The sequence below is a fragment of the Pseudomonas cavernae genome (assembly GCF_003595175.1).
In the GTDB taxonomy this organism is placed as follows: Bacteria; Pseudomonadota; Gammaproteobacteria; order Pseudomonadales; family Pseudomonadaceae; genus Aquipseudomonas; species Aquipseudomonas cavernae.
Window position 1 is genome coordinate 2,840,783 of the sequence record NZ_CP032419.1, and the last position, 20,460, is coordinate 2,861,242.

Here is a 20,460-nt window from a genome sequence, read left to right on the forward strand (position 1 = left end):
ATACCCATCTGGGTATCGCAGGCTCAACCCATCCTACGAACTAGGCGTGCAGCACCACGGTGCGGTTGGCGTTGAGGAACACGCGCCGCTCGATATGCAGGCCGACCGCCTTGGCCAGGGTCAGGCACTCGATGTCACGGCCCTTGGCGATCAGGTCCTCGGGATAGTGGGCGTGGTCCACCGACTCCACGCCCTGGGCGATGATCGGTCCCTCGTCGAGGTCGTTGTTGATGTAGTGGGCGGTGGCGCCAACCAGCTTGACGCCCTTCTGGTAGGCCTGGTGGTAGGGCTTGGCGCCCTTGAAGCCGGGCAGCAGCGAGTGGTGAATGTTGATCGCCCAGCCATCCAGGCGGCGGCACAGCTCGGGTGAGAGCACCTGCATGTAGCGGGCGAGCACCACCAGTTCGGCGCCGGTCTGCTCGATCACCTGCAGCACCTTACGCTCCTGCGCCGGCTTGTCGTTGGGGTCGAGCGGGAAGTGGTGATAGGGAATGTCGTGCCAGCGCGCCAGCGGTTCCAGATCCGGATGGTTGGAGACCACCGCCACCACATCCATCGGCAGTTGACCGATGCGCTGGCGATAGAGCAGATCGTTGAGGCAGTGATCGGCCTTGGACACCATCAGCACCACCTTGGCGCGGTAGCCCGGCGGGGTCAGCTCGGTGTGCATGTCGAAGGGCGCGAGGCGCTCGCCGAGGCCGGCGCGGAAGGTCTGCTCGTCGAAGCTGTCCGGCTGGCGGAACTCGACGCGAATGAAGAAGCGTCCGGACAGCCGGTCGTCGAACGAGTGGTGCTCGGTGACGTAGCAACGCTGCTCGTAGAGGAAGCGCGTCACCGCATCCACGGTGCCGAGCACGCTCGGGCAGTGGGCGGTGAGAATCCAGGTATCGGGGGTGCGGCTCATCTCGATCTCCACTGGCGCATCGGTGCGGGTTGGCGCGTAGGTTGGTGCGTAGGTTGGCGCTGAGCTTGCGAAGCCCAACAAGGAGCGCAACGCGCTCCCTGCTGCTCACCAGGGACTCCGGAAGCCGGTTCTGCGAACCGGTCGTTGGGCTTCGCTGCGCTCAGCGCCAACCTACAGGAGCCCCGTTCCAGCTAGGCCTTCACCGCCAGCCCGAACTCGGCGCTGGCATCCTGCAGCCACAGCCAGAAGTAGTCGGCGAAGCTGCGGCGGATCAGCAGTTCCCAGGTGTCTTCGCCGGTGTGGCGGATCACCAGCTGGGACTTGGCGAAGACGGTGCCCACCGCCTTGCCCACCGGGAAATTGCTCGGGTGCACGTCATAGGGCGTCGACTTCATCAGCACTTCGCGGACCTTGGGCCCGGCGAGCTCGAGGAGAGTCTGGCCGCCGCTGACGTTCACCACCGAGTGGTGCAGGCCATCCAGGGCGGCGCGCAGGCGCTGCTCGGCGGCGAACTCCTCGCCGCTCGGCACGATCAGCAGCCACTCGTCGGGGGCCAGCCACTGCAGCGAGGTCTCGCCGCTGGCCACCAGGGTCAGGGCCACCGGCAGCTCCAGGCCGAGGGCCTTGTGCACGCCGCCGGCGAAGGCCGGATCCTTGGCATCGCCACGGATCATCAGATGGCCGAGGAGTTTCTTCTCGCGCAGGCTCACCCCCGCGCTGCGCTTGCCCTTGCGCGCCAGCTCGTCGAGGCCGGCGTGGCGCAGGGGCGACTCGGCAGGGGCGGCATCGGGGCGTTGCTGGTAGACGTTGACGTTAGACATTCTGGCGATCCCCTTTCGGGTCATAGAACACGGAGCTGACGATTTCGGCTTCAATCACGCGGCCATCCACCAACGGCGCGAACACGCGCTCACCCATGCGCTTGAGGCCGCCCTTGACCACCGCGAGGGCGAAGGCGTAGCCCAGCGAGGCGCTCATGTAGCTGGAGGTGACGTGGCCGACCATCTGCATCGGGATGGCCTGCTTGGGATCGAACACCAGCTGGGCGCCTTCCGGCAGCACCTGGTGCGGGTCCACGGGCTTGAGGCCGACCAGTTGCTTGCGCTCCTCGCGCAGGCAATCCTCGCGGTTCATGCCGCGCCAGCCGATCCAGGAGAACGGCTTGTTGCGGCCGACGCACCAGCCCATGTCGAGGTCGTCCGGGGTCACCGAACCGTCGGTGTCCTGGCCGATGATGATGAAGCCCTTCTCCGCCCGCAGCACGTGCATGGTCTCGGTGCCGTAGGGGGTCAGGTTGTACTTCTTGCCGGCCTCGACCAGTTTCTCCCAGACGCCCATGGCGTAGTCGGCCTGGACGTTGACCTCGTAGCTCAGCTCGCCGGTGAAGGAGATGCGGAACACCCGCGCCGGCACGCCAGCGACCTTGCCCTCCCTCCAGCTCATGAACGGGAAGGTGTCCTTGTCCAGGTCGATGTCGGTGACTTCCGCCAGCAGCTTGCGGCTGTTGGGGCCGGACAGGGTCATGGTCGCCCAGTGGTCGGTCACCGAGGTGAAGTACACCTTCAGCTCCGGCCATTCGGTCTGGTGGTAGATCTCCAGCCATTCCATCACGCGGGCGGCGCCGCCGGTGGTGGTGGTCATGACGAAATGGTTGTCGGCCAGGCAGGCGGTCACGCCGTCGTCGAAGACCATGCCGTCTTCCTTGCACATCAGGCCGTAGCGGGCCTTGCCCACGTCAAGCTTGGTCCAGGCGTTGGTGTACACGCGGTTGAGGAACTCGCGGGCATCCGGGCCCTGGATGTCGATCTTGCCCAGGGTCGAGGCGTCGAGGATGCCCACGCTGTCACGCACGGCCTTGCATTCGCGGGCTACCGCGGCATGCAGGTCTTCGCCGGCTCTCGGGAAGTACCAGGGCCGCTTCCACTGGCCGACGTCCTCGAACTCGGCGCCGTGCTCCAGGTGCCAGCGGTGCATCGCGGTGTAGCGCTTGGGCTCGAACAGCGGGCCGCAGTGCCGACCGGCGACCGCGCCGAAGGTCACCGGGGTGTAGTTCGGGCGGAACATGGTGGTGCCCATCTGCGGGATGCTGATGCCCAGCGACCGGGCGGCGATGGCCAGGCCGTTGATGTTGCCCAGCTTGCCCTGGTCGGTGCCGAAGCCCAGCGCGGTGTAGCGCTTGACGTGCTCGACCGACTCGAAGCCCTCGCGGGTGGCCAGCTCGATGCCGGCGGCGGTGACGTCGTTCTGCAGGTCGACGAACTGCTTCGGCGCCCGCGCGGTCGGTTTGTCGTGCGGCACCTGGAACAGCGCGACGGTCGCCTCCTCCTGGCGCTTCTCGGCCTTCGGCAGGCTGCCTTCGACCTTCTTGAAGCCCGCGTCGGCGGCCGCCGCGGCACCGGCCGCGAAGCCATCGCCGAGCACCTCGCCCAGCGCGAACACGCCATTCACGGCGCCGGCGCAGAGGCGCTTCTGGAAGCCTTCACCGGGGACGAAGGCGAGGATGTCGTCACGCCAGGTCGGCTTGCCGCCAAGGTGCGAAGCCAGGTGCACCACCGGACTGTAGCCGCCGGAGCTGACGATCAGGTCGCAGTCCAGCACTTCGCCGGGGCTGGTGACTTTCAGGTTGTGCACGTCGATGGCGCAGATCCGCGCGCCGCTGACGCGCTTGCTGCCCGCGGCCTCGACCACCGCGCTGCCGGTGAGGATGCGCACGCCACGGGCGCGGGCTTCTTCCACCCAGGTGCCGCGCGGGTTGCTGCGCGCATCGGCGACGGCGACCACCGGCAAGCCGGCATCCAGCCAGTCGAGCACCACGCGGTAGGCGTAATCGTTGTTGGTCGACAGCACCAGTTGCCGGCCCGGCGCCACGCCGTAGCGGCGCACGTAGGTGGAGACGGCACCGGCGAGCATGTTGCCCGGCACGTCGTTGTTGGCGTACACCAGCGGCCGCTCGTGGGCGCCGGCGGCCAGCACCACGCGCTTGGCGCGCACGCGGTGCAGGCGCTGGCGCACCTCACGTTGGCCGAACGGGCCCAGCGGCGCGAGTTCGCCGAGGTGGTCGGTGAGGCGCTGATGGATGGTGAGGAAGTTGTGATCGTGGTAGCCGTTCACCGTGGCGCGCGGCAGCAGGGTCACTTCCGGCATCTGCTGCAGCTCGGCGATGGCCTTGGCCAGCCAGTCGGCGGCGGGCTTGCCGTCGAGGGTCTCGCGGCTATCCAGCAGGCTGCCGCCGAACTCTTCCTGTTCGTCGGCGAGGATCACCCGCGCACCGCTGCGCCCGGCTGCCAGGGCAGCGGCCAGGCCGGCGGGGCCGGCGCCGACCACCAGCACATCGCAGTGCTGGTTCAGGTAGTCGTAGCTGTCCGGGTCCATGGCGGTCGGCGCGCGGCCGAGACCGGCGGCCTTGCGGATGTACTTCTCGTAGGTCAGCCAGAGGTTCTGCGGATACATGAAGGTCTTGTAGTAGAAGCCGGGCGGCATCATCTGCCCGCCGACCTTGCCGAGAATGCCCATCAGGTCGGTGTTGACGCTCGGCCAGCCGTTGGTGCTGTTGGCCACCAGCCCGGCGTACAGGGCCTGCTGGGTGGCGCGCACGTTGGGGGTCTGCGCGGCTTCGCTGGAGCCGATCTGCAGCACGGCGTTGGGCTCTTCGGCGCCGGCGGCGACGATGCCGCGCGGCCGCGAGTACTTGAAGCTGCGCCCGACTATGTCGACGCCGTTGGCCAGCAGCGCGGCGGCCAGGGAGTCGCCGGCGTAGCCCTGGTAGCTCTGGCCGTTGAAGCTGAAGCTCATCGGCTGGCTGCGGTCGATGCGACCGCCCTTGGAAAGACGATTGACCTGGCTCATGCCGGTACTCCTTGGTCGACGGCCTTCTTCTCGGTCACCCCGGGACGCTCGCCGACCTTGTAGGTTTCGAGGATTTCGTAGCTCACGGTGTGGCGCGTGACGTTGAAATATTTGCGGCAGCCGGCGGCGTGCACCCACAGCTCATGGTGGATGCCGCGCGGGTTGTCGCGGAAGAACAGGTAGTCGCCCCACTCCTCGTCGGTGCAGGCGTTCGGGTCCAGCGGGCGGGCGATGTGCGCCTGGCCCTTGGCATGGAATTCCTCTTCGGAGCGCAGTTCCCCGCAATGGGGGCAGAAGATGTGCAGCATGGTCGAAGCCTCCGGTTTACTCCCCTCTCCCATTTATGGGAGAGGGGCTGGGGGAGAGGGCTGGCTCGTTCATGCCGCCCTGTCCCGAATCGTTATCACTGGGAGCGCGAGTCGTGTAAGCCACGCCACCCTCTCCCGCCCTTCGGGCACCTTCTCCCGGCTCTCTGTTAAGAGAAGGGGGAGAGGGTCATCAGCCGTCGCCCTCCGGGCGACCTTTTAGTGCGCGACCCCGGCCGCGCCGTGCTCGTCGATCAGCGCGCCGGTGTGGAAGCGCTCGATGGCGAACGGCTGGGCCAGCGGGTGCATCTCGCCCTTGGCCAGGCTGGCGGCGAACACGTGGCCCGAGCCCGGAGTGGCCTTGAAGCCACCGGTGCCCCAACCGCAGTTGAAGAACAGGTTCTTCACCGGCGTCTTGGCGATGATTGGGCAGGCGTCCGGGGTGGTATCGACTATGCCGCCCCACTGGCGGTTCATGCGTACCCGCGAGAGCACCGGGAACATCTCGACGATGGCCTGCAGGGTGTGCTCGATGGTCGGGTAGGAACCGCGCTGGCCGTAGCCGTTGTAGCCGTCGATGCCGGCGCCGATGACCAGGTCGCCCTTGTCCGACTGGCTGATGTAGCCATGCACGGCGTTGGACATGATCACGCTGTCGATGACCGGCTTGATCGGCTCGGACACCAGCGCCTGCAGCGGGTGCGACTCCAGCGGCAGGCGGAAGCCGGCGAGCTTGGCCATATGCCCGGAGTTGCCGGCGGTGACCACGCCGACGCGCTTGGCGCCGATAAAGCCGCGGTTGGTCTCGACGCCGATGACCGCGCCGTCCTGCTTGCGAAAGCCGGTCACCTCGGTGTTCTGCAACAGGTCCACGCCCAGGGCGTCGGCGGCGCGGGCGAAGCCCCAGGCCACCGCATCGTGACGGGCGACGCCGCCCCGCCGCTGCAGAGAGGCGCCCATTACCGGGTAGCGGGTGTTCTTGCTGCAGTCCAGGTAGGGAATCAGCTCCTCGACCTGCTGGGCATCGAGCACTTCGCCGTCGATGCCGTTGAGGCGGTTGGCGCTCACCCGCCGCTCGATGTCGCGCATGTCCTGCAGGGTATGGCCGAGGTTGAACACGCCGCGGGCCGAGTACATGACGTTGTAGTTGAGGTCCTGGGACAGGCCTTCCCACAGCTTCATCGCGTGCTCGTAGATGTGCGCCGATTCGTCCCACAGGTAGTTGGAGCGCACGATGGTGGTGTTGCGCGCAGTGTTGCCGCCGCCCAGCCAGCCCTTCTCCACCACCGCGACGTTTTTCACGCCGAATTCCTTGGCCAGGTAGTAGGCGGTGGCCAGACCATGCCCGCCACCGCCGACGATGACCACGTCGTACACCGGCTTCGGCGTGGGGGTGCGCCACATCCGCTGCCAGTTCTCGTGGTGGCTGAGGGAGTGCTTGAACAGGCCGAAGCCGGAATAACGCTGCATGTGGATGCTCCTGGTTCTGCTCCCCTCTCCCACTTGTGGGAGAGGGGCCGGGGGAGAGGGCCGCCGTTTGGCCCACCACCCTCTCCCGCCCTTCGGGCACCCTTTCCCGGCTCTCTGTTAAGAGAAGGGGGAGAGGGGAATTTGGATCAACGATAGACCGGAAAGTCCGCACACAGCCCGGCGACCTGCTTGGCCACCTGCGCCTCGACATCGGCATCGCCGAGGTGGTCGAGGATGTCGCAGATCCAGCCGGCCAGTTCGCGGCTCTGCTCTTCCTTCAGCCCGCGGGTGGTGATGGCCGGGGTGCCGATACGGATGCCGGACGTCACGAACGGGCTCTGCGGATCGTTGGGCACGGCATTCTTGTTGACGGTGATGCCGGCGCGGCCGAGCGCCGCATCGGCCTCCTTGCCGGTCAGGCCCTGCTTGATCAGGCTGAGCAGGAACAGGTGGTTGTCGGTGCCGCCGGAAACCACGTCGAAGCCGCGGGCGACGAAGGTTTCGGCCATCGCCTGGGCATTCACGATCACCTGCTGCTGGTAAGTCTTGAAGCCCGGCTCCAGTGCCTCCTTGAAACACACCGCCTTGCCGGCGATCACGTGCATCAGCGGGCCGCCCTGAGCGCCCGGGAACACCGCGGAGTTGAGCTTCTTCTCGATCTCCTCGTTCTTGCGCGCCAGGATCAGGCCGCCGCGCGGGCCGCGCAGGGTCTTGTGGGTGGTGGTGGTGACCACGTCCGCGTAGGGCAGCGGGTTCGGGTACCGGCCGGCGGCGACCAGGCCGGCGACGTGGGCCATGTCGACGAACAGGTAGGCACCCACTTTGTCGGCGATGGCGCGAAAACGCGGGAAGTCGAGGGTCTTGGAGTAGGCGGAGAAGCCAGCGACGATCATCTTCGGCTTGTGCTCGAGCGCCAGGCGCTCCACTTCGTCGTAGTCGATCAGCCCAGTGGCGGTGTCCAGGCCGTACTGCACGGCGTGGTAGAGCTTGCCGGATGAACTGACCTTGGCGCCGTGGGTCAGGTGGCCGCCGTGGGCCAGGCTCATGCCGAGAATGCAGTCGCCGGCCTGCAGCAGGGCCAGGTAGACCGCGCTGTTGGCCTGGGAGCCGGAGTGCGGCTGGACGTTGGCATAGTCGGCGCCGAACAGCTGCTTGGCACGATCGATGGCCAGCTGCTCGACCTTGTCGACGAATTCGCAGCCACCGTAGTAGCGCTTGCCCGGGTAGCCCTCGGCGTACTTGTTGGTCAGGCCGCTGCCCTGCGCCTGCATGACGCGCTGGCTGGTGTAGTTCTCCGAGGCGATCAGCTCGATATGGTCTTCCTGACGACGTTCCTCTTCGTTGATGGCGCTGAGCAGTTCGTCGTCGTAGCCCTGGATCTGGTCGTGCTTGCTGAACATCGCTGATCTCCCTGCGACAACCTGCTGTCGCGTCTAGTGTTGGGGCCGCCCTTTGCCCCAACGGATCGGGGCGTGCCGTCCTCGTCCCGGTTTCCCGGAGCGCCTCCGCGGGTCGCGTGGCAGCAGGCTCGCGGGGGATGGCGACACCGGTTCTGGCGGTCGGTCTGGGCCTGTTGCGACCGATTGTGCGAAATACCCATGACCGCCATTTGCCTGTTTGCGACGTCAAAATGCCCAAACTGACCCAGATGGCAGCGAAACCCGGAGAGCAACGGCGCGATGAGGCTTGCCGTCCCGGACCATGGCCCGGACGCAGGAGGGTTGATCGGCGGCGCCAAGCCTGCGCCCCATCCGCTCGCCAGGAGGAAGCGGATACGCGTTGCGCGGTGCAGCGGGCTGCGGCTGCCGGCGGAAGTGCTGAAGCGCGGCCGCGGCCAAGGGCGATGAAGCGCGCAGCGCGGACGCGCTGCTAACGCATGGGTAGGAAGCGGGCTAAGCGCTGAAAGCCGTTGGGCCGACGCGCAGCAGATCCGAGATAGGTTCTTAGCAAGACGAGCCAGCGCAGCCGTCAGGCTTGGCGACCCCAGCGCGCGCTCATGCCCGCGACTCCAGCAGTTGCAGCCCCACCCAGTAGCGGGCGAACTGGTAGGCGCAGCGCCCGTTGCGGTTGCCGCGCCCGAGCGCCCAGCGGATCGCGGCCTTGCTCAGCTCCTCGTCCCAGGCCCAGCGCAAACCGGCGGCGGCGGCCAGCACCGCGATCCAGTGGCGCACCACCTCAAGGAAGTGCTCCTGGCTGAAGGGGTAGAAGGACAGCCACAGGCCGAAACGGTCGGAGAGCGCGATCTTGTCCTCCACCGCCTCGTTGGGATGCAGTTCGCCGTCGACCATCTGCCAGTTGTCGTTGTCGCTCTGCTTTTCCGGCACCAGATGGCGGCGATTGGAGGTGGCATACAGCAGCACGTTGTCCGGCGCGCGCTCCAGCGAGCCGTCGAGCACGCTTTTCAGCACCCGGTAGTCGCCCTCGCCGGCCTCGAAGGACAGGTCGTCGCAGAACAGCACGAAACGCTGTGGCAGCTTCGCCAGTTGCTCCACCACCCGCGGCAAGTCGGCCAGATGGTCGCGCTCGATCTCGATCAGGCGCAACCCGGCGCCGCCATGCTCGGCCAGCAGCGCGCGCACCAGCGACGACTTGCCGGTCCCGCGCGCGCCCCAGAGCAGCGCATGGTTAGCGGGCAAGCCATCGACGAACTGGCGGGTATTGCGCGCTAGCTGCTCGCGCTGCTTATCCACGCCGATCAGATCGCTGAGATTAAGATCCAGGCTCACGTCCAGCGGCTGCAGATAGCCCCCATGACCCTCACGGTGCCAGCGCGCCGCCAGGCTGCGGCTCCAGTCGATCGTCACGCGCGGGCTCGGCAGCAACGGCTCCAGGCGGGCCAGAACGGCCTCGGCACGCTCGAGAAAAGCATTCAGGCGGGAGTCCACAATTCACTCCTTATGGATCGGTTTACGGATAGTTCGGCCTGCCAGCCAGTGCTGCGGATGGGCTATGCTCGGCGGGCAAATGGACTCGAGACCAGCTTGATTACCCATGGATATAGCGCTGACCCAACGTCTGTCGTTCAAACAGGCCGGCTTGACGGTTCTGGTAGCGTTTATCCTCGGCACCCTGCTCAGCCTGATTCAGGTGAGCGTCGATTATGCCAGCGAAGATGCCTCCATCAATCGCGAGATTCGCGCCTTGCTGGAGGTCAGCCACAACCCCGCCACCCGTATCGCCTACAACATCGACGCCGAACTGGCGCAGGAGTTGGTCGCCGGCCTGCTGCGCTCGCCGGCCGTGATCGGCGCCGAGATCATCGACAACCACGGGGCAATCCTGGCCAGCACCAGCCGACCGCGACTTGAAAGCGACCTGCGCATACTCAATGACTTTCTCTTCGGCGCCACTCGCCACTTCGAGGACTTACTGTTCATCGCCCAGGAGCCGCACGAGGCCCTCGGCACCCTGCACCTGACCATCGACACCTATGTCTTCGGCAGCCATTTCCTGCGCCGCGCCCTGCTGACCTTCATCACCGGCTTCGCCCTCAGCCTGTTGCTTTCGCTGATCCTGCTGGTGCTGTTCTATTTCATGCTGACCAAACCGCTGGTGGGGGTGATCGGCGCCCTCAGCAACCGCGACCCGCGCCGCCCCAACGACGCCCCGCTGCCCTACCCGGCCGGCCACGAGCGCGACGAAATCGGCGAACTGGTCAGCGTCACCAATCGGCAACTGGCCGACATCGGCCACGAAATCGCCCAGCGCCACGATGCCGAACAGCGCCTGAGCCAATACCTCAACGAACTGGAAAGCATCGTCTCCATCCGCACCGACGAGCTGCAAGCCGCCAACGCCCGGCTGCAGCACTCCAATCAGGAGCTGGAACTGGCGCGCAGTGACGCCGTGACGGTCGCTCGAGCCCGTTCGGTTTTTCTCGCCGCGATGAGCCATGAGATTCGCACGCCACTCAACGGCTTGCTCGGCATGCTCACCCTGGCCCTCGACGGCCCGCTGAATACCGAGCAGCGCCAGCAGCTGTCGATCGCTCACGACTCCGGCAAGGTGCTGGTGGAATTGCTCAACGACATCCTCGACCTGTCCAAGTTCGAGGCCGGGCAACTGGAGCTGGAGCACATTGCCTTCGACCTCGGCGCGTTGATCGAAGAGACCGCCAGCCTGCTGTCGCAGAACGCCGCCGCGAACGTCGAGCTGACCTGCCTGATCGACCCGCAACTGCCGGCGCAGCTGCTCGGCGACCCCACCCGAGTGCGGCAGATCGTCAGCAACCTGCTGTCCAACGCGCTGAAATTCACGCATGCCGGGCGTGTCGATGTGCGTGTCAGCCATAGCCCCACGGGCGTGCGTATCGCCGTGCGCGACAGCGGCATCGGCATCCCGGTGAACGCCCAGGCGCGTATTTTCCAGCCGTTCGCCCAGGCCGGTGTCGACATCACCCGCGAATACGGCGGCACCGGCCTCGGCCTGGCGCTGACGCAACGTCTGTGCGAAGCCATGCACGGCCAGCTCAGCCTCAGTTCGCAACTCGGCATGGGCAGTGAGTTCTACGCCAGCCTGCCACTGGTCTCGGCGCAAACCGCCACGGCACTGCCCCGCTTACAGGGCCGTGTGGCGGCGCTGTGTCCGGCCAACAGCGGCCTGGCCGAACTGCTTGGCACCCTATTGCCAGCCTGGGGCCTGGATTACCAGCGCCGCGATCCCGACAATACGCTGGAGATCCTCGACGCCGACATCTTGATCAGCGACCGCCCGGAACCGCTGGAAGAGCTGCGCTCACAGCTGCGCCTGCCGATCCTGCTGGTCACCGCCTATGGCAACTTCATCCCCACCGAGCGGGCCAGCCAGATGGCTCCCTTCGAGCAACTGGCCCGACCGCTGGCCCGCGCGACGCTCTACCAGGCATTGCAACGCGCCCTGCAACCGCAGCAAGGCACGCTCGACAGCGCCCTGCCCTCCGCCACGCCGGCCAACGGCGGCGGCCGTGTGCTGCTGGTGGAGGACAACCCGGTGAATCAACTGGTCGCCCAGGGCATGCTGCGCAAGATGGGCTGTGAAGTGCTGGTCGCCGCCCATGGAGCGCAAGCGCTGGAACTGCTGGAGCAGCACGCCATCGACCTGGTGCTGATGGACTGCAATATGCCGGTGATGGATGGTTACGAAGCGAGCCGACGCATTCGCCAGAGCGGACGCTGGCCGGACCTACCGATCATCGCCCTGACCGCCAACGCCCTGCCGGACGAGCGCGAGCGTTGCCGCGCCGCCGGCATGAACGACTATCTGGCCAAGCCCTTTCGCCGCGAGGAGCTGGCGGCGCGGCTGAAACTGTGGCTGGACGTCAGGAAGCCGCAATAAGCCTATCGAGCAAGCCGCCCACTAGGTTGCGCAGCTCGCCCAGCTGCTGCGCATCGGCGCCGCTGTCGCAGAGCAGCCGGGTCTTCAGCGGCAACACTCGCTCGCGTAGCTGGCGCCCCGCCTCGGTCAGGCCCAGGTGGACTTCCCGCTCGTCCGCGGCGGCGCGCTGGCGCTGCACCAGGCCCAACTGCTGCAGGCGTTTGAGCAGCGGCGTCAGCGTCCCGGAATCCAACAGCAAGCGCTGGCCCAGAGCCTTCACCGTCGGTTGCGGCGGCGACTCCTGCTGCCACTCCCAAAGCACCAGCATCACCAGGTACTGCGGGTAGGTCAGCCCCAGCTCATCGAGCATCGGCTTGTAAGCCCGGATCACCGCCCGCGAGGCCGCATACAGCTTGAAGCACAGCTGATCGCTCAACAGCAGCGAGGCCATCTCCGTCGGCAGCTGTGATTGCTGGTTCATTGCAGCAGCGCTTCGATCTCGGCCGCCAGGTCTTCCGGCTTGGTGGCGGGGGCGAAACGCTTGATCTGCTTGCCATTAGCATCGAGCAGGAACTTGGTGAAGTTCCACTTGATGCCCTTACTGCCCAGCAGGCCCGGGGCGCGCTGCTTCAGCTGCACATACAGGGGGTGGGCATTGGCACCGTTGACCTCGATCTTCTTGAACAGCGGGAAGCTGACGCCGAAGTTCAGCTCGCAGAACTCGCTGATGGCGCCCTCGTCGCCCGGCTCCTGCTTGCCGAACTGGTTGCAGGGAAAGCCGAGCACCACCAAGCCTTTGTCCTTGTACCGCTGCCAGAGGCTTTCCAGCCCCTTGTACTGCGGAGTGAAGCCACACTCGCTGGCGGTATTGACCACCAGCAGCGCCTTGCCACCGAACTCGGCGAGGGTCTTCTGCTCGCCCTTGATGGTGGTGCACGGGATGTTGAGGAGTGCATCGCTCATGGTTGCGGTCCTGCTTGAAGGTTAGGGAGATTCAAAATAGCGCGCAATTGAATTGCGCACAATTTATATAAGCCAAAATAAGGCCCGCCCATGGACGAGCCTTATCGCCGCGCCTAGAACCTGCTTACGATCTCGCGAGCTAGAGTCAAACAAGGCGAAAACGGCTGAGGAAGCGGAGTTTACGCGTTGTAAATGAGCATGACTCGTTTCACTCGCCCTTTGGGCCGCGCTAAAGCGCGTTAGCAGCAAGCTGCTTTCCGAAGCCGTTTTCAACGCAGTTTGACCGACGCGCAGCAGATCGTAGACAGGTTCTAGCCGCGGGGCTCGAGCTTCAGCGAGGCCGAGTTGATGCAGTAGCGCAGGCCCGTGGGTGCCGGGCCGTCGGGAAACACATGGCCGAGGTGGGCATCGCACTTGCCGCATTTGACTTCGATGCGGTGCATGCCGTGGCTTAAGTCGTCCTTGCTGGCAATCGCCTCGCTGGAAACCGGCTGGAAGTAGCTCGGCCAACCGCTACCGGAATCGTACTTGGCGTCCGAATCGAACAGCGCCGTGCCGCAGCAGGCGCAGCGATAGAGCCCCGGTGTCTTGGTGGCGTGATACTCGCCGGTGAACGCCCGCTCCGTACCGCCCAGCCGGCAGATATGGAACTGCGTGTCGGAGAGCTCCTCGCGCCAGGTTTCCAGGGGTTTCTCGAGCTTATCCATGGGGCTACCTCGTGAGCTAAAAAAGCCGATCGATACCTTTTCCGGGAATCGGGCCGCACGTATGATTGCGGCTCTTTTTAGACGCCAGTCTGTCACCCGCGTTACAGGCTGCCAAGCCGCGCCAGCTGACTCTTTACCAGCCCTTTCTGCGGCGTTCGTTCATTTCAGGGTCCCCTACATGCAGGTCAGCAAATCCAATAAGCTCGCCAATGTCTGCTACGACATTCGCGGCCCGGTGCTCAAGCACGCCAAACGCCTGGAAGAGGAAGGCCACCGCATCCTCAAGCTGAACATCGGCAACCCGGCGCCGTTCGGTTTCGAAGCGCCGGACGAGATCCTCCAGGACGTGATCCGCAACCTGCCGACCGCCCAGGGCTACAGCGACTCCAAGGGCCTGTTCAGCGCGCGCAAGGCAGTGATGCAGTACTACCAGCAGAAGCAGGTGGAAGGCGTCGGTATCGAGGACATCTACCTCGGCAACGGCGTTTCCGAGCTGATCGTGATGGCCATGCAGGCGCTGCTCAACAACGGCGACGAAGTGCTGATCCCGGCCCCGGACTACCCACTGTGGACGGCATCCGTGGCGCTGGCCGGCGGCAATCCGGTGCACTACCTGTGCGACGAGCAAGCCAACTGGTGGCCCGATCTCGACGACATCAAGGCCAAGATCACCCCCAACACCAAGGCCATGGTGATCATCAACCCGAACAACCCGACCGGCGCCGTGTATTCCAAGGAAGTGCTGGAGGGCATGGTCGAACTGGCCCGCCAGCACAACCTGGTGCTGTTCTCCGACGAGATCTACGACAAGATTCTCTACGACGAGGCCGTGCACATCTCCACCGCTTCGCTGGCACCGGACGTGCTGTGCCTGACCTTCAACGGCCTGTCCAAGTCCTACCGGGTGGCCGGTTTCCGCTCCGGCTGGGTGGCGATTTCCGGGCCCAAGCACCGGGCCCAGAGCTACATCGAGGGCCTGGACATCCTCGCCAACATGCGCCTGTGCGCCAACGTGCCGAGCCAGCATGCGATTCAGACCGCGTTGGGCGGCTACCAGAGCATCAACGACCTGGTGCTGCCCAACGGCCGCCTGCTGGAACAGCGCAACCGCGCCTGGGAACTGCTCAACGACATCCCCGGGGTCAGCTGCGTCAAGCCGATGGGCGCGCTCTACGCCTTCCCGAAGATCGATCCGAAGGTCTGCCCGATCCACAACGACGAGAAATTCGTCCTCGACCTGCTGCTGTCCGAGAAGCTGTTGATCGTCCAAGGCACCGCCTTCAACTGGCCGTGGCCGGACCACTTCCGCGTGGTCACCCTACCGCGCGTGGACGATCTGGAGCAGGCGATCGGCCGCATCGGCCACTTCCTCAAGTCCTACAGCCAGTAACCATGGATCTGCAGATCGATGACTTCTACAAGGACTGCGCGGCCGGCCTGCTGCAGCTGTATCAGGCCTTTCCGCGCAAGACCGCGCTGTATGTCGAAGACCTGATCGGCCGCGAAGAGCCGGATGAGTTCGGTCTGCCGAGCAAGCGCCACCAGAGCTGCCTCGGCGCGCTGCTGTGGCTGGCCGACGAGGGTTATCTGCGCTACGAGTCGACCATCCACTATGACGCCCTGGACCAGTCGGTGCTCAGCGAAAAGGGCTTCCTGCGCCTGTCCCGCGCCATTCCCCATACCCTGCGCGACGCTGAAGCGCTGCCGCCGAGCGTGCGTCGCGTGCAGGCCACCCTCGCCCATCAGCTGCGCGAGGCGCTCGCCAGCCGCCACAGTGAGCGCATCGCCCGACTGGCGCGACTGCTGTTCGACGGCACCCTGGCCAGCCCAAGCGACATAGTTTGAAATAGTCCCCAGGTTGAATAGCACTAGGGCCCGCCCCTATATAGCCCGCATAATCCGTATGTCTTTCGCCGTGAGGAGAAGCTTTACACCATGATGCGCATCCTGCTGTTCCTGGCCACCAACCTGGCGGTGATCCTGATCGCCAGCATCACCCTCAGCCTGCTCGGCTTCGACGGGTTCATGGCGGCTAACGGGGTCGATCTGAATCTCCAGCAGTTGCTGGTGTTCTGCGGCGTGTTCGGCTTCGCCGGCTCGCTGTTCTCGCTGTTCATCTCCAAGTGGATGGCGAAGATGGGCACCGGCACCCAGATCATCAGCCAACCGCGCACCCGCCACGAACAATGGCTGCTGCAAACCGTCGAGGAGCTGGCCCGCGAAGCCGGGATCAAGATGCCGGAAGTCGGCATCTTCCCTGCCTACGAATCCAACGCCTTCGCCACCGGCTGGAACAAGAACGACGCCCTGGTCGCCGTCAGTCAGGGCCTGCTCGAGCGTTTCTCGCCGGATGAAGTGAAGGCCGTGCTGGCCCACGAAATCGGCCACGTGGCCAACGGCGACATGGTCACCTTGGCGCTGATCCAGGGCGTGGTGAACACCTTCGTGATGTTCTTCGCGCGGATCTTCGGCAACTTCATCGACAAGGTGGTGTTCAAGAGCGAAGAGGGCCACGGCCCGGCCTTCTACATCGCCACCATCGTCGCCGAACTGGTCCTCGGCATTCTCGCCAGCGCCATCGTCATGTGGTTCTCGCGGCGCCGCGAATTCCGTGCCGACGAAGCCGGCGCTCACCTCGCCGGCACCGGCTCGATGATCAATGCCCTGCAGCGCCTGCGCGCCGAACAGGGTGTGCCGGTGCACATGCCCGACACCCTGACCGCCTTCGGCATCAACGGCGGCATCAAGCACGGGCTGAAGCGCCTGTTCATGAGCCACCCGCCGCTGGAAGAGCGCATCGAAGCGCTGCGTCGCCGCGGCTGATCGATCGGCAACGACAAGGGCGGCTCTGGCCGCCCTTTTTATTGCGTGAAAACAGCGACGAATTCGATCAAATCGCTCGAAAATTTATACTGGAAGTCGATATATCCCGGCCGGATGATGACAGCATCTACCGGAGGAAAACCTGATGCTGCCCAGTCTGTTCATCTCCCACGGCTCACCGATGCTGGCCCTGCAACCAGGCGCCAGCGGCCCGGCGTTGGCGCGCCTGGCCGCCGAGTTACCGAAACCGCGCGCCATCCTGGTGGTTTCCGCCCACTGGGAAAGCCGTGAACTGCTGCTCAGCAGCGCCGCTAAACCGACCACCTGGCACGACTTTCGCGGCTTCCCGGCCGAGCTCTACAGCCTCGACTACCCGGCCCCCGGCTCGCCGCAGCTGGCCGAGGAAGCCGCCGCCCTGCTGCGTGAGCACGGCCTGGCGGCCCGCCTCGATGAGCAACGCCCGTTCGACCACGGCACCTGGGTGCCGCTGTCGCTGATGTACCCGGCCGCCGACATCCCGGTCGTGCAGCTGTCGCTGCCCAGCCAGCTCGGCCCGGCTTTCCAGACCCGCGTCGGCCGCGCCCTCGCCGCCCTGCGCGCGCAGGGTGTGCTGCTGATCGGCTCCGGCAGCATCACCCACAACCTCGGCGAACTCGACTGGCACGCCGGCCCGGAGGTGATCACGCCCTGGGCCAAGGCGTTCCGCGACTGGATAGTGGAACAGCTCGCCCGCGACGACGAAGCCGCCCTGCACGACTACCGCCGCCTGGCGCCCGCCGCCGCGCGCAACCATCCGAGCGACGAACACCTGCTGCCACTGTATTTCGCCCGCGGCGCCGGCCAGCGCTTCAGCCTGGTGCATGAGGGCTTCACCCTCGGCGCGTTGGGCATGGATATCTACCGTTTCGACTGACTCATCGGGCAGACAAACTGTTTCTCAGTTAGGGGTTGGCCGGACACTTGGGCATGGGGCTTTTATCCCTCACCCCTCCGGGAGAGGGCCGGGGCGGGGGGCGGAGCGATCGGGTCAACGCCTTGCCTGCCTGCTTCCCTCTCCCCCAACCCCTCTCCCATGAATGGGAGAGGGGAGCCAGCGGTCCGGCGGTTACGATACATAACTGGGACATGGCCAAACAAAAAGCCCCGCACTAGGCGGGGCTTTTTCATTAGCGCGGCGGGATCAATCCTCGCGATAGCGGCGCAGCTTCAGCTGCTTGCCACCGACACGGGTGTCCTTGAGCTTGCCGAGCAGGCGCTCCAGGCCCTCTTCCGGCAACTCGACCAGGCTGAAGGATTCGCGCACCTGAATGCGGCCGATCTCTTCGCGGGTCAGACCGCCTTCGTTGAGGATGGCGCCGAGCAGGTTGCGCGCGGCGATGCCGTCACGGGTGCCCAGCGCGGTGCGGCAACGGGCGCGACCTTCGGCCAGCGGTACCGGCGCGCGGCGCTCGCGAAGTTCGCCACTGCGTTCGCTGCGCTCGGGGCGGGCGGCGCGCGGGGCGCTGCTCGGCACCAGCGGCTGCTCGCGCTCGACCTCAGCCAGGCTCAGCGCCTGACCGTTGGTGGCCTTGCGCAGCAGGGCCGCGGCCAGGGCACGCGGGCTGCAACCGATCTCGCTGGTCAGACGGTCGAGCAGGTCACCATGGCTGGCTTCCGCATCGGCCACCAACGGGCGCAGGCTGTTGGTGAGCTTCTTGATCCGCGCATCCAGCACTTGTTGCGAGTTGGGCAGGCGCACTTCGTCGACTTTCTGCCCGGTCACGCGCTCGATCACTTGCAGCATCCGCCGCTCGCGCGGCGTCACCAGCAACAGGGCGCGGCCTTCACGACCGGCACGGCCGGTGCGACCGATGCGGTGCACGTAGGATTCCGGGTCGTACGGCATGTCGACGTTGAACACGTGGGTGATGCGCGGTACGTCCAGGCCACGGGCGGCGACGTCGGTGGCGACGACGATGTCCAGACGGCCATCTTTCAGCGAGTCGATCACCCGCTCACGCTGGTTCTGGGCGATGTCGCCGTTCAACGCAGCGGCCTTGTAGCCCTTGGCTTCCAGCGCCGAGGCCAGATCCAGGGTGGCTTGCTTGGTACGCACGAAGGCGATCAGCGCGTCGAACTCTTCGACTTCCAGCAGGCGCAGCACGGCCGAATGCTTCTGATCGGCATGCACCAGCAGGTGGGCCTGCTCGATGGCGGTCACGGTCTGGGTCTTGGTTTCGATCTTGACGTGCTTTGGATTGCGCAGATGCTTCTCGGCAATGGCGCGAATCGAATGCGGCAAGGTGGCCGAGAACAGTACGGTCTGGCGGGTCTCCGGCATGGCGGCGAAGATGACCTCGAGGTCATCCATGAAGCCGAGCTTGAGCATTTCGTCGGCTTCGTCGAGGACCAGATGCTGAATGGTGGACAGCACCTTCTCGTCACGGCGCAGGTGGTCGACCAGGCGACCCGGCGTGGCGACGACAATCTGCGCACCATTGCGGATGGCCTTCAGCTGCGGGCCCATGGGCGCGCCGCCATACACGGCGATGACATTCACCCCCGGCATTTGCTTGGCGTAGGTTTCGAACGCGGTGGCCACCTGCAGGGCCAGCTCGCGGGTCGGCGCCAGGATCAGCGCCTGCGGCTCGCGCTTGGCCGGGTCGATGCGGCTCAGAATCGGCAGCGCGAAGGCGGCGGTCTTGCCGGTACCGGTCTGCGCCTGGCCGATCATGTCGTGGCCGGCGAGGATCACCGGAATCGACTGGGCCTGGATCGCAGAGGGCTCTTCGTAGCCGGTCGCAACGACGGCGGCAACAATATTGGGATGGAGCTCGAGCGCGGCGAATCCGCCGGATACTTGGGTCATGGGTCTGCCTCTAAATCCGCAAAGACCCATGTTCCGAAGCTGCACATGCCATGAAAGACCCGAAGGTCACCCTGACAGCCTTGGTCGGCGGGGATTTGCGAAAACGTGAATGGATGAATCGTCAAAAGTAGTCCGCAGGGCGGACACGCTGCCGAAGGCTGGCTTCGGGGGAGATTGCATTACCTCAAACGCGGCCAGGTAACTGGCCGGCGCGCACTATACCGGAAAATCCTGACCCTCGTGCGAGTTTTTCCCACCAAAGGGTGACACCCCGCTGAACGGTCAACCTGTTTGCGCCGCTCAAACCCGCGGATCGAATGGCTTGGACAAGCCCCCGCATGGCGCGCTATACAAGCCCCTATCGCCCATTGCCAGCACAAGGACCCATGCCATGACTCAAAGCTCCAGCGGCCGTGTCAGCCGGGAAAAACGGGGGCACATCATGCTCATCGGCGTCGATCGCAGCGCCAAGCGCAACGCCTTCGACCTCGACCTGCTGAACGACTTCTGCCTGGCCTACGGCGAGTTCGAGCGCGACAGCGAGGCCCGCGTCGCCGTGGTGTTCGCCCATGGCGAGCACTTCACCGCCGGCCTCGACCTGGCCCAGATCGGCCCCAGCTTCGCCGCCGGCTGGACTCCTCCTGCAGGCGCCTGCGACCCCTGGGGCGTATTTGGCGGGCCGCGGGTGAGCAAGCCGGTGATAGTCGCCGTGCAGGGCTATTGCTACACCATAGGCATCGAACTGATGCTGGCTTCGGACATCAACCTGTGCGCCAGCAACACGCGCTTCGCCCAGATGGAAGTGCAGCGCGGCATCTTCCCCTTTGCCGGCGCCACCCTGCGCCTGTACCAGACCGCCGGCTGGGGCAACGCCATGCGCTGGCTGCTCACCGGCGACGAGTTCGATGCGCATGAAGCCTACCGCATCGGCCTGGTGCAGGAAGTGCTGGCCAGCGAGGACCTGCTGCCGCGCGCCCTGTACCTGGCCGAACGCATCGCCGCGCAGGCGCCGCTCGGCGTGCAGGCGACCCTGGCCTCGGCGCGCCAGGCGGTGCGCGAGGGCGAGGCGGCCGCCGTGCGCAGCTTCGCCACCACGGTGCCGCAGCTGATGGCCAGCGAAGACGCCGAGGAAGGCGTGCGTGCCATGCAGGAACGCCGTCCCGGGGTATTCAAGGGGCGTTGAGCGCAGCCAAGCTGACACGCTCCCGTAGGATGGGTTAAGCGCAGCGATACCCATCTCGACCGCTCGTTGGGTATCGCTGCGCTCAACGCCAACCTACCACGCATGCCCGGATTGCAACC

The 20,460-nt window shown here is 65.7% G+C and carries 17 protein-coding genes; 6 read left to right on the plus strand and 11 right to left on the minus strand.

Going from position 1 to position 20,460, the window contains the following annotated elements:
* Positions 1-40 precede the first annotated feature (40 nt).
* The 7 genes from purU to D3880_RS13000 all read right to left on the minus strand — a co-directional run bounded on the left by purU (position 41) and on the right by D3880_RS13000 (position 9,410).
* Complete coding sequence (gene purU / locus D3880_RS12970; RefSeq protein WP_119893863.1) at positions 41-904, minus strand: formyltetrahydrofolate deformylase; 864 nt, start codon at positions 902-904, stop codon at positions 41-43.
* Positions 905-1,095: 191 nt separating this feature from the next.
* Entirely contained in the window at positions 1,096-1,725 is a 630-nt protein-coding gene (locus D3880_RS12975) for a sarcosine oxidase subunit gamma (RefSeq protein WP_119893864.1), read from the minus strand.
* Positions 1,718-4,750 (minus strand): sarcosine oxidase subunit alpha, encoded by a 3,033-nt coding sequence (locus tag D3880_RS12980; protein WP_119893865.1) that lies wholly within the window; start codon positions 4,748-4,750, stop codon positions 1,718-1,720. The genes D3880_RS12975 and D3880_RS12980 overlap by 8 nt, the downstream gene beginning before the upstream one ends.
* Positions 4,747-5,058 carry a sarcosine oxidase subunit delta gene (locus tag D3880_RS12985; protein WP_119893866.1) on the minus strand — a complete coding sequence of 104 codons (312 nt, stop codon included), beginning with the start codon at positions 5,056-5,058 and terminating at the stop codon, positions 4,747-4,749. Before D3880_RS12985 ends, D3880_RS12980 begins: the two co-directional genes overlap by 4 nt.
* A 216-nt stretch (positions 5,059-5,274) precedes the next feature.
* The gene (locus D3880_RS12990) at positions 5,275-6,525 is read right to left on the minus strand and encodes a sarcosine oxidase subunit beta family protein (protein WP_119893867.1); all 1,251 of its coding nucleotides are present in this window, start codon (positions 6,523-6,525) and stop codon (positions 5,275-5,277) included.
* A 146-nt stretch (positions 6,526-6,671) separates the two neighbouring features.
* Positions 6,672-7,925, minus strand: a complete 1,254-nt coding sequence (gene glyA, locus D3880_RS12995; RefSeq protein WP_119893868.1) for a serine hydroxymethyltransferase — start codon at positions 7,923-7,925, stop codon at positions 6,672-6,674.
* 594 nt (positions 7,926-8,519) lie between these two features.
* Complete coding sequence (locus D3880_RS13000) at positions 8,520-9,410, minus strand: ATP-binding protein (RefSeq protein WP_119893869.1); 891 nt, start codon at positions 9,408-9,410, stop codon at positions 8,520-8,522.
* Between the two features lie 106 nt (positions 9,411-9,516).
* Between D3880_RS13000 and D3880_RS13005 the strand changes: the two genes are divergently transcribed.
* On the plus strand, positions 9,517-11,838 hold the full coding sequence (locus tag D3880_RS13005) for a hybrid sensor histidine kinase/response regulator (protein ID WP_119893870.1): 2,322 nt from the start codon (positions 9,517-9,519) through the stop codon (positions 11,836-11,838).
* On the opposite strand, the gene D3880_RS13010 is transcribed toward D3880_RS13005, so the two are convergent.
* The 3 genes from D3880_RS13010 to msrB all read right to left on the minus strand — a co-directional run bounded on the left by D3880_RS13010 (position 11,822) and on the right by msrB (position 13,487).
* Complete coding sequence (locus D3880_RS13010; protein ID WP_218567575.1) at positions 11,822-12,298, minus strand: MarR family winged helix-turn-helix transcriptional regulator; 477 nt, start codon at positions 12,296-12,298, stop codon at positions 11,822-11,824. The two genes, D3880_RS13005 and D3880_RS13010, sit on opposite strands and share 17 nt — an antisense overlap.
* The gene (locus D3880_RS13015; protein ID WP_119893871.1) at positions 12,295-12,780 is read right to left on the minus strand and encodes a glutathione peroxidase; all 486 of its coding nucleotides are present in this window, start codon (positions 12,778-12,780) and stop codon (positions 12,295-12,297) included. The genes D3880_RS13010 and D3880_RS13015 overlap by 4 nt, the downstream gene beginning before the upstream one ends.
* A gap of 311 nt (positions 12,781-13,091) precedes the next feature.
* Positions 13,092-13,487 (minus strand): peptide-methionine (R)-S-oxide reductase MsrB, encoded by a 396-nt coding sequence (msrB, locus tag D3880_RS13020; protein ID WP_119893872.1) that lies wholly within the window; start codon positions 13,485-13,487, stop codon positions 13,092-13,094.
* Positions 13,488-13,665: 178 nt separating this feature from the next.
* Between msrB and D3880_RS13025 the strand changes: the two genes are divergently transcribed.
* The 4 genes from D3880_RS13025 (at position 13,666) to D3880_RS13040 (ending at position 17,223) form a co-directional block, all read left to right on the plus strand.
* Positions 13,666-14,877 carry a pyridoxal phosphate-dependent aminotransferase gene (locus tag D3880_RS13025; RefSeq protein ID WP_119893873.1) on the plus strand — a complete coding sequence of 404 codons (1,212 nt, stop codon included), beginning with the start codon at positions 13,666-13,668 and terminating at the stop codon, positions 14,875-14,877.
* A gap of 2 nt (positions 14,878-14,879) precedes the next feature.
* Positions 14,880-15,332 carry a hypothetical protein gene (locus D3880_RS13030; protein WP_119893874.1) on the plus strand — a complete coding sequence of 151 codons (453 nt, stop codon included), beginning with the start codon at positions 14,880-14,882 and terminating at the stop codon, positions 15,330-15,332.
* Positions 15,333-15,422: 90 nt separating this feature from the next.
* Positions 15,423-16,310: a protease HtpX gene (gene htpX, locus D3880_RS13035; RefSeq protein WP_119893875.1), complete on the plus strand. Its 888-nt coding sequence runs from the start codon at positions 15,423-15,425 to the stop codon at positions 16,308-16,310.
* Between the two features lie 145 nt (positions 16,311-16,455).
* A complete protein-coding gene (locus D3880_RS13040; protein ID WP_119893876.1) occupies positions 16,456-17,223 on the plus strand; it encodes a DODA-type extradiol aromatic ring-opening family dioxygenase in 768 nt (255 codons plus the stop codon).
* A 267-nt stretch (positions 17,224-17,490) separates the two neighbouring features.
* Here D3880_RS13040 and D3880_RS13045 read toward each other — a convergent pair whose 3' ends face one another.
* Positions 17,491-19,158 (minus strand): DEAD/DEAH box helicase, encoded by a 1,668-nt coding sequence (locus tag D3880_RS13045; protein WP_119893877.1) that lies wholly within the window; start codon positions 19,156-19,158, stop codon positions 17,491-17,493.
* 391 nt (positions 19,159-19,549) lie between these two features.
* Between D3880_RS13045 and D3880_RS13050 the strand changes: the two genes are divergently transcribed.
* On the plus strand, positions 19,550-20,341 hold the full coding sequence (locus D3880_RS13050) for a crotonase/enoyl-CoA hydratase family protein (RefSeq protein WP_119893878.1): 792 nt from the start codon (positions 19,550-19,552) through the stop codon (positions 20,339-20,341).
* Positions 20,342-20,460: the final 119 nt, after the last annotated feature.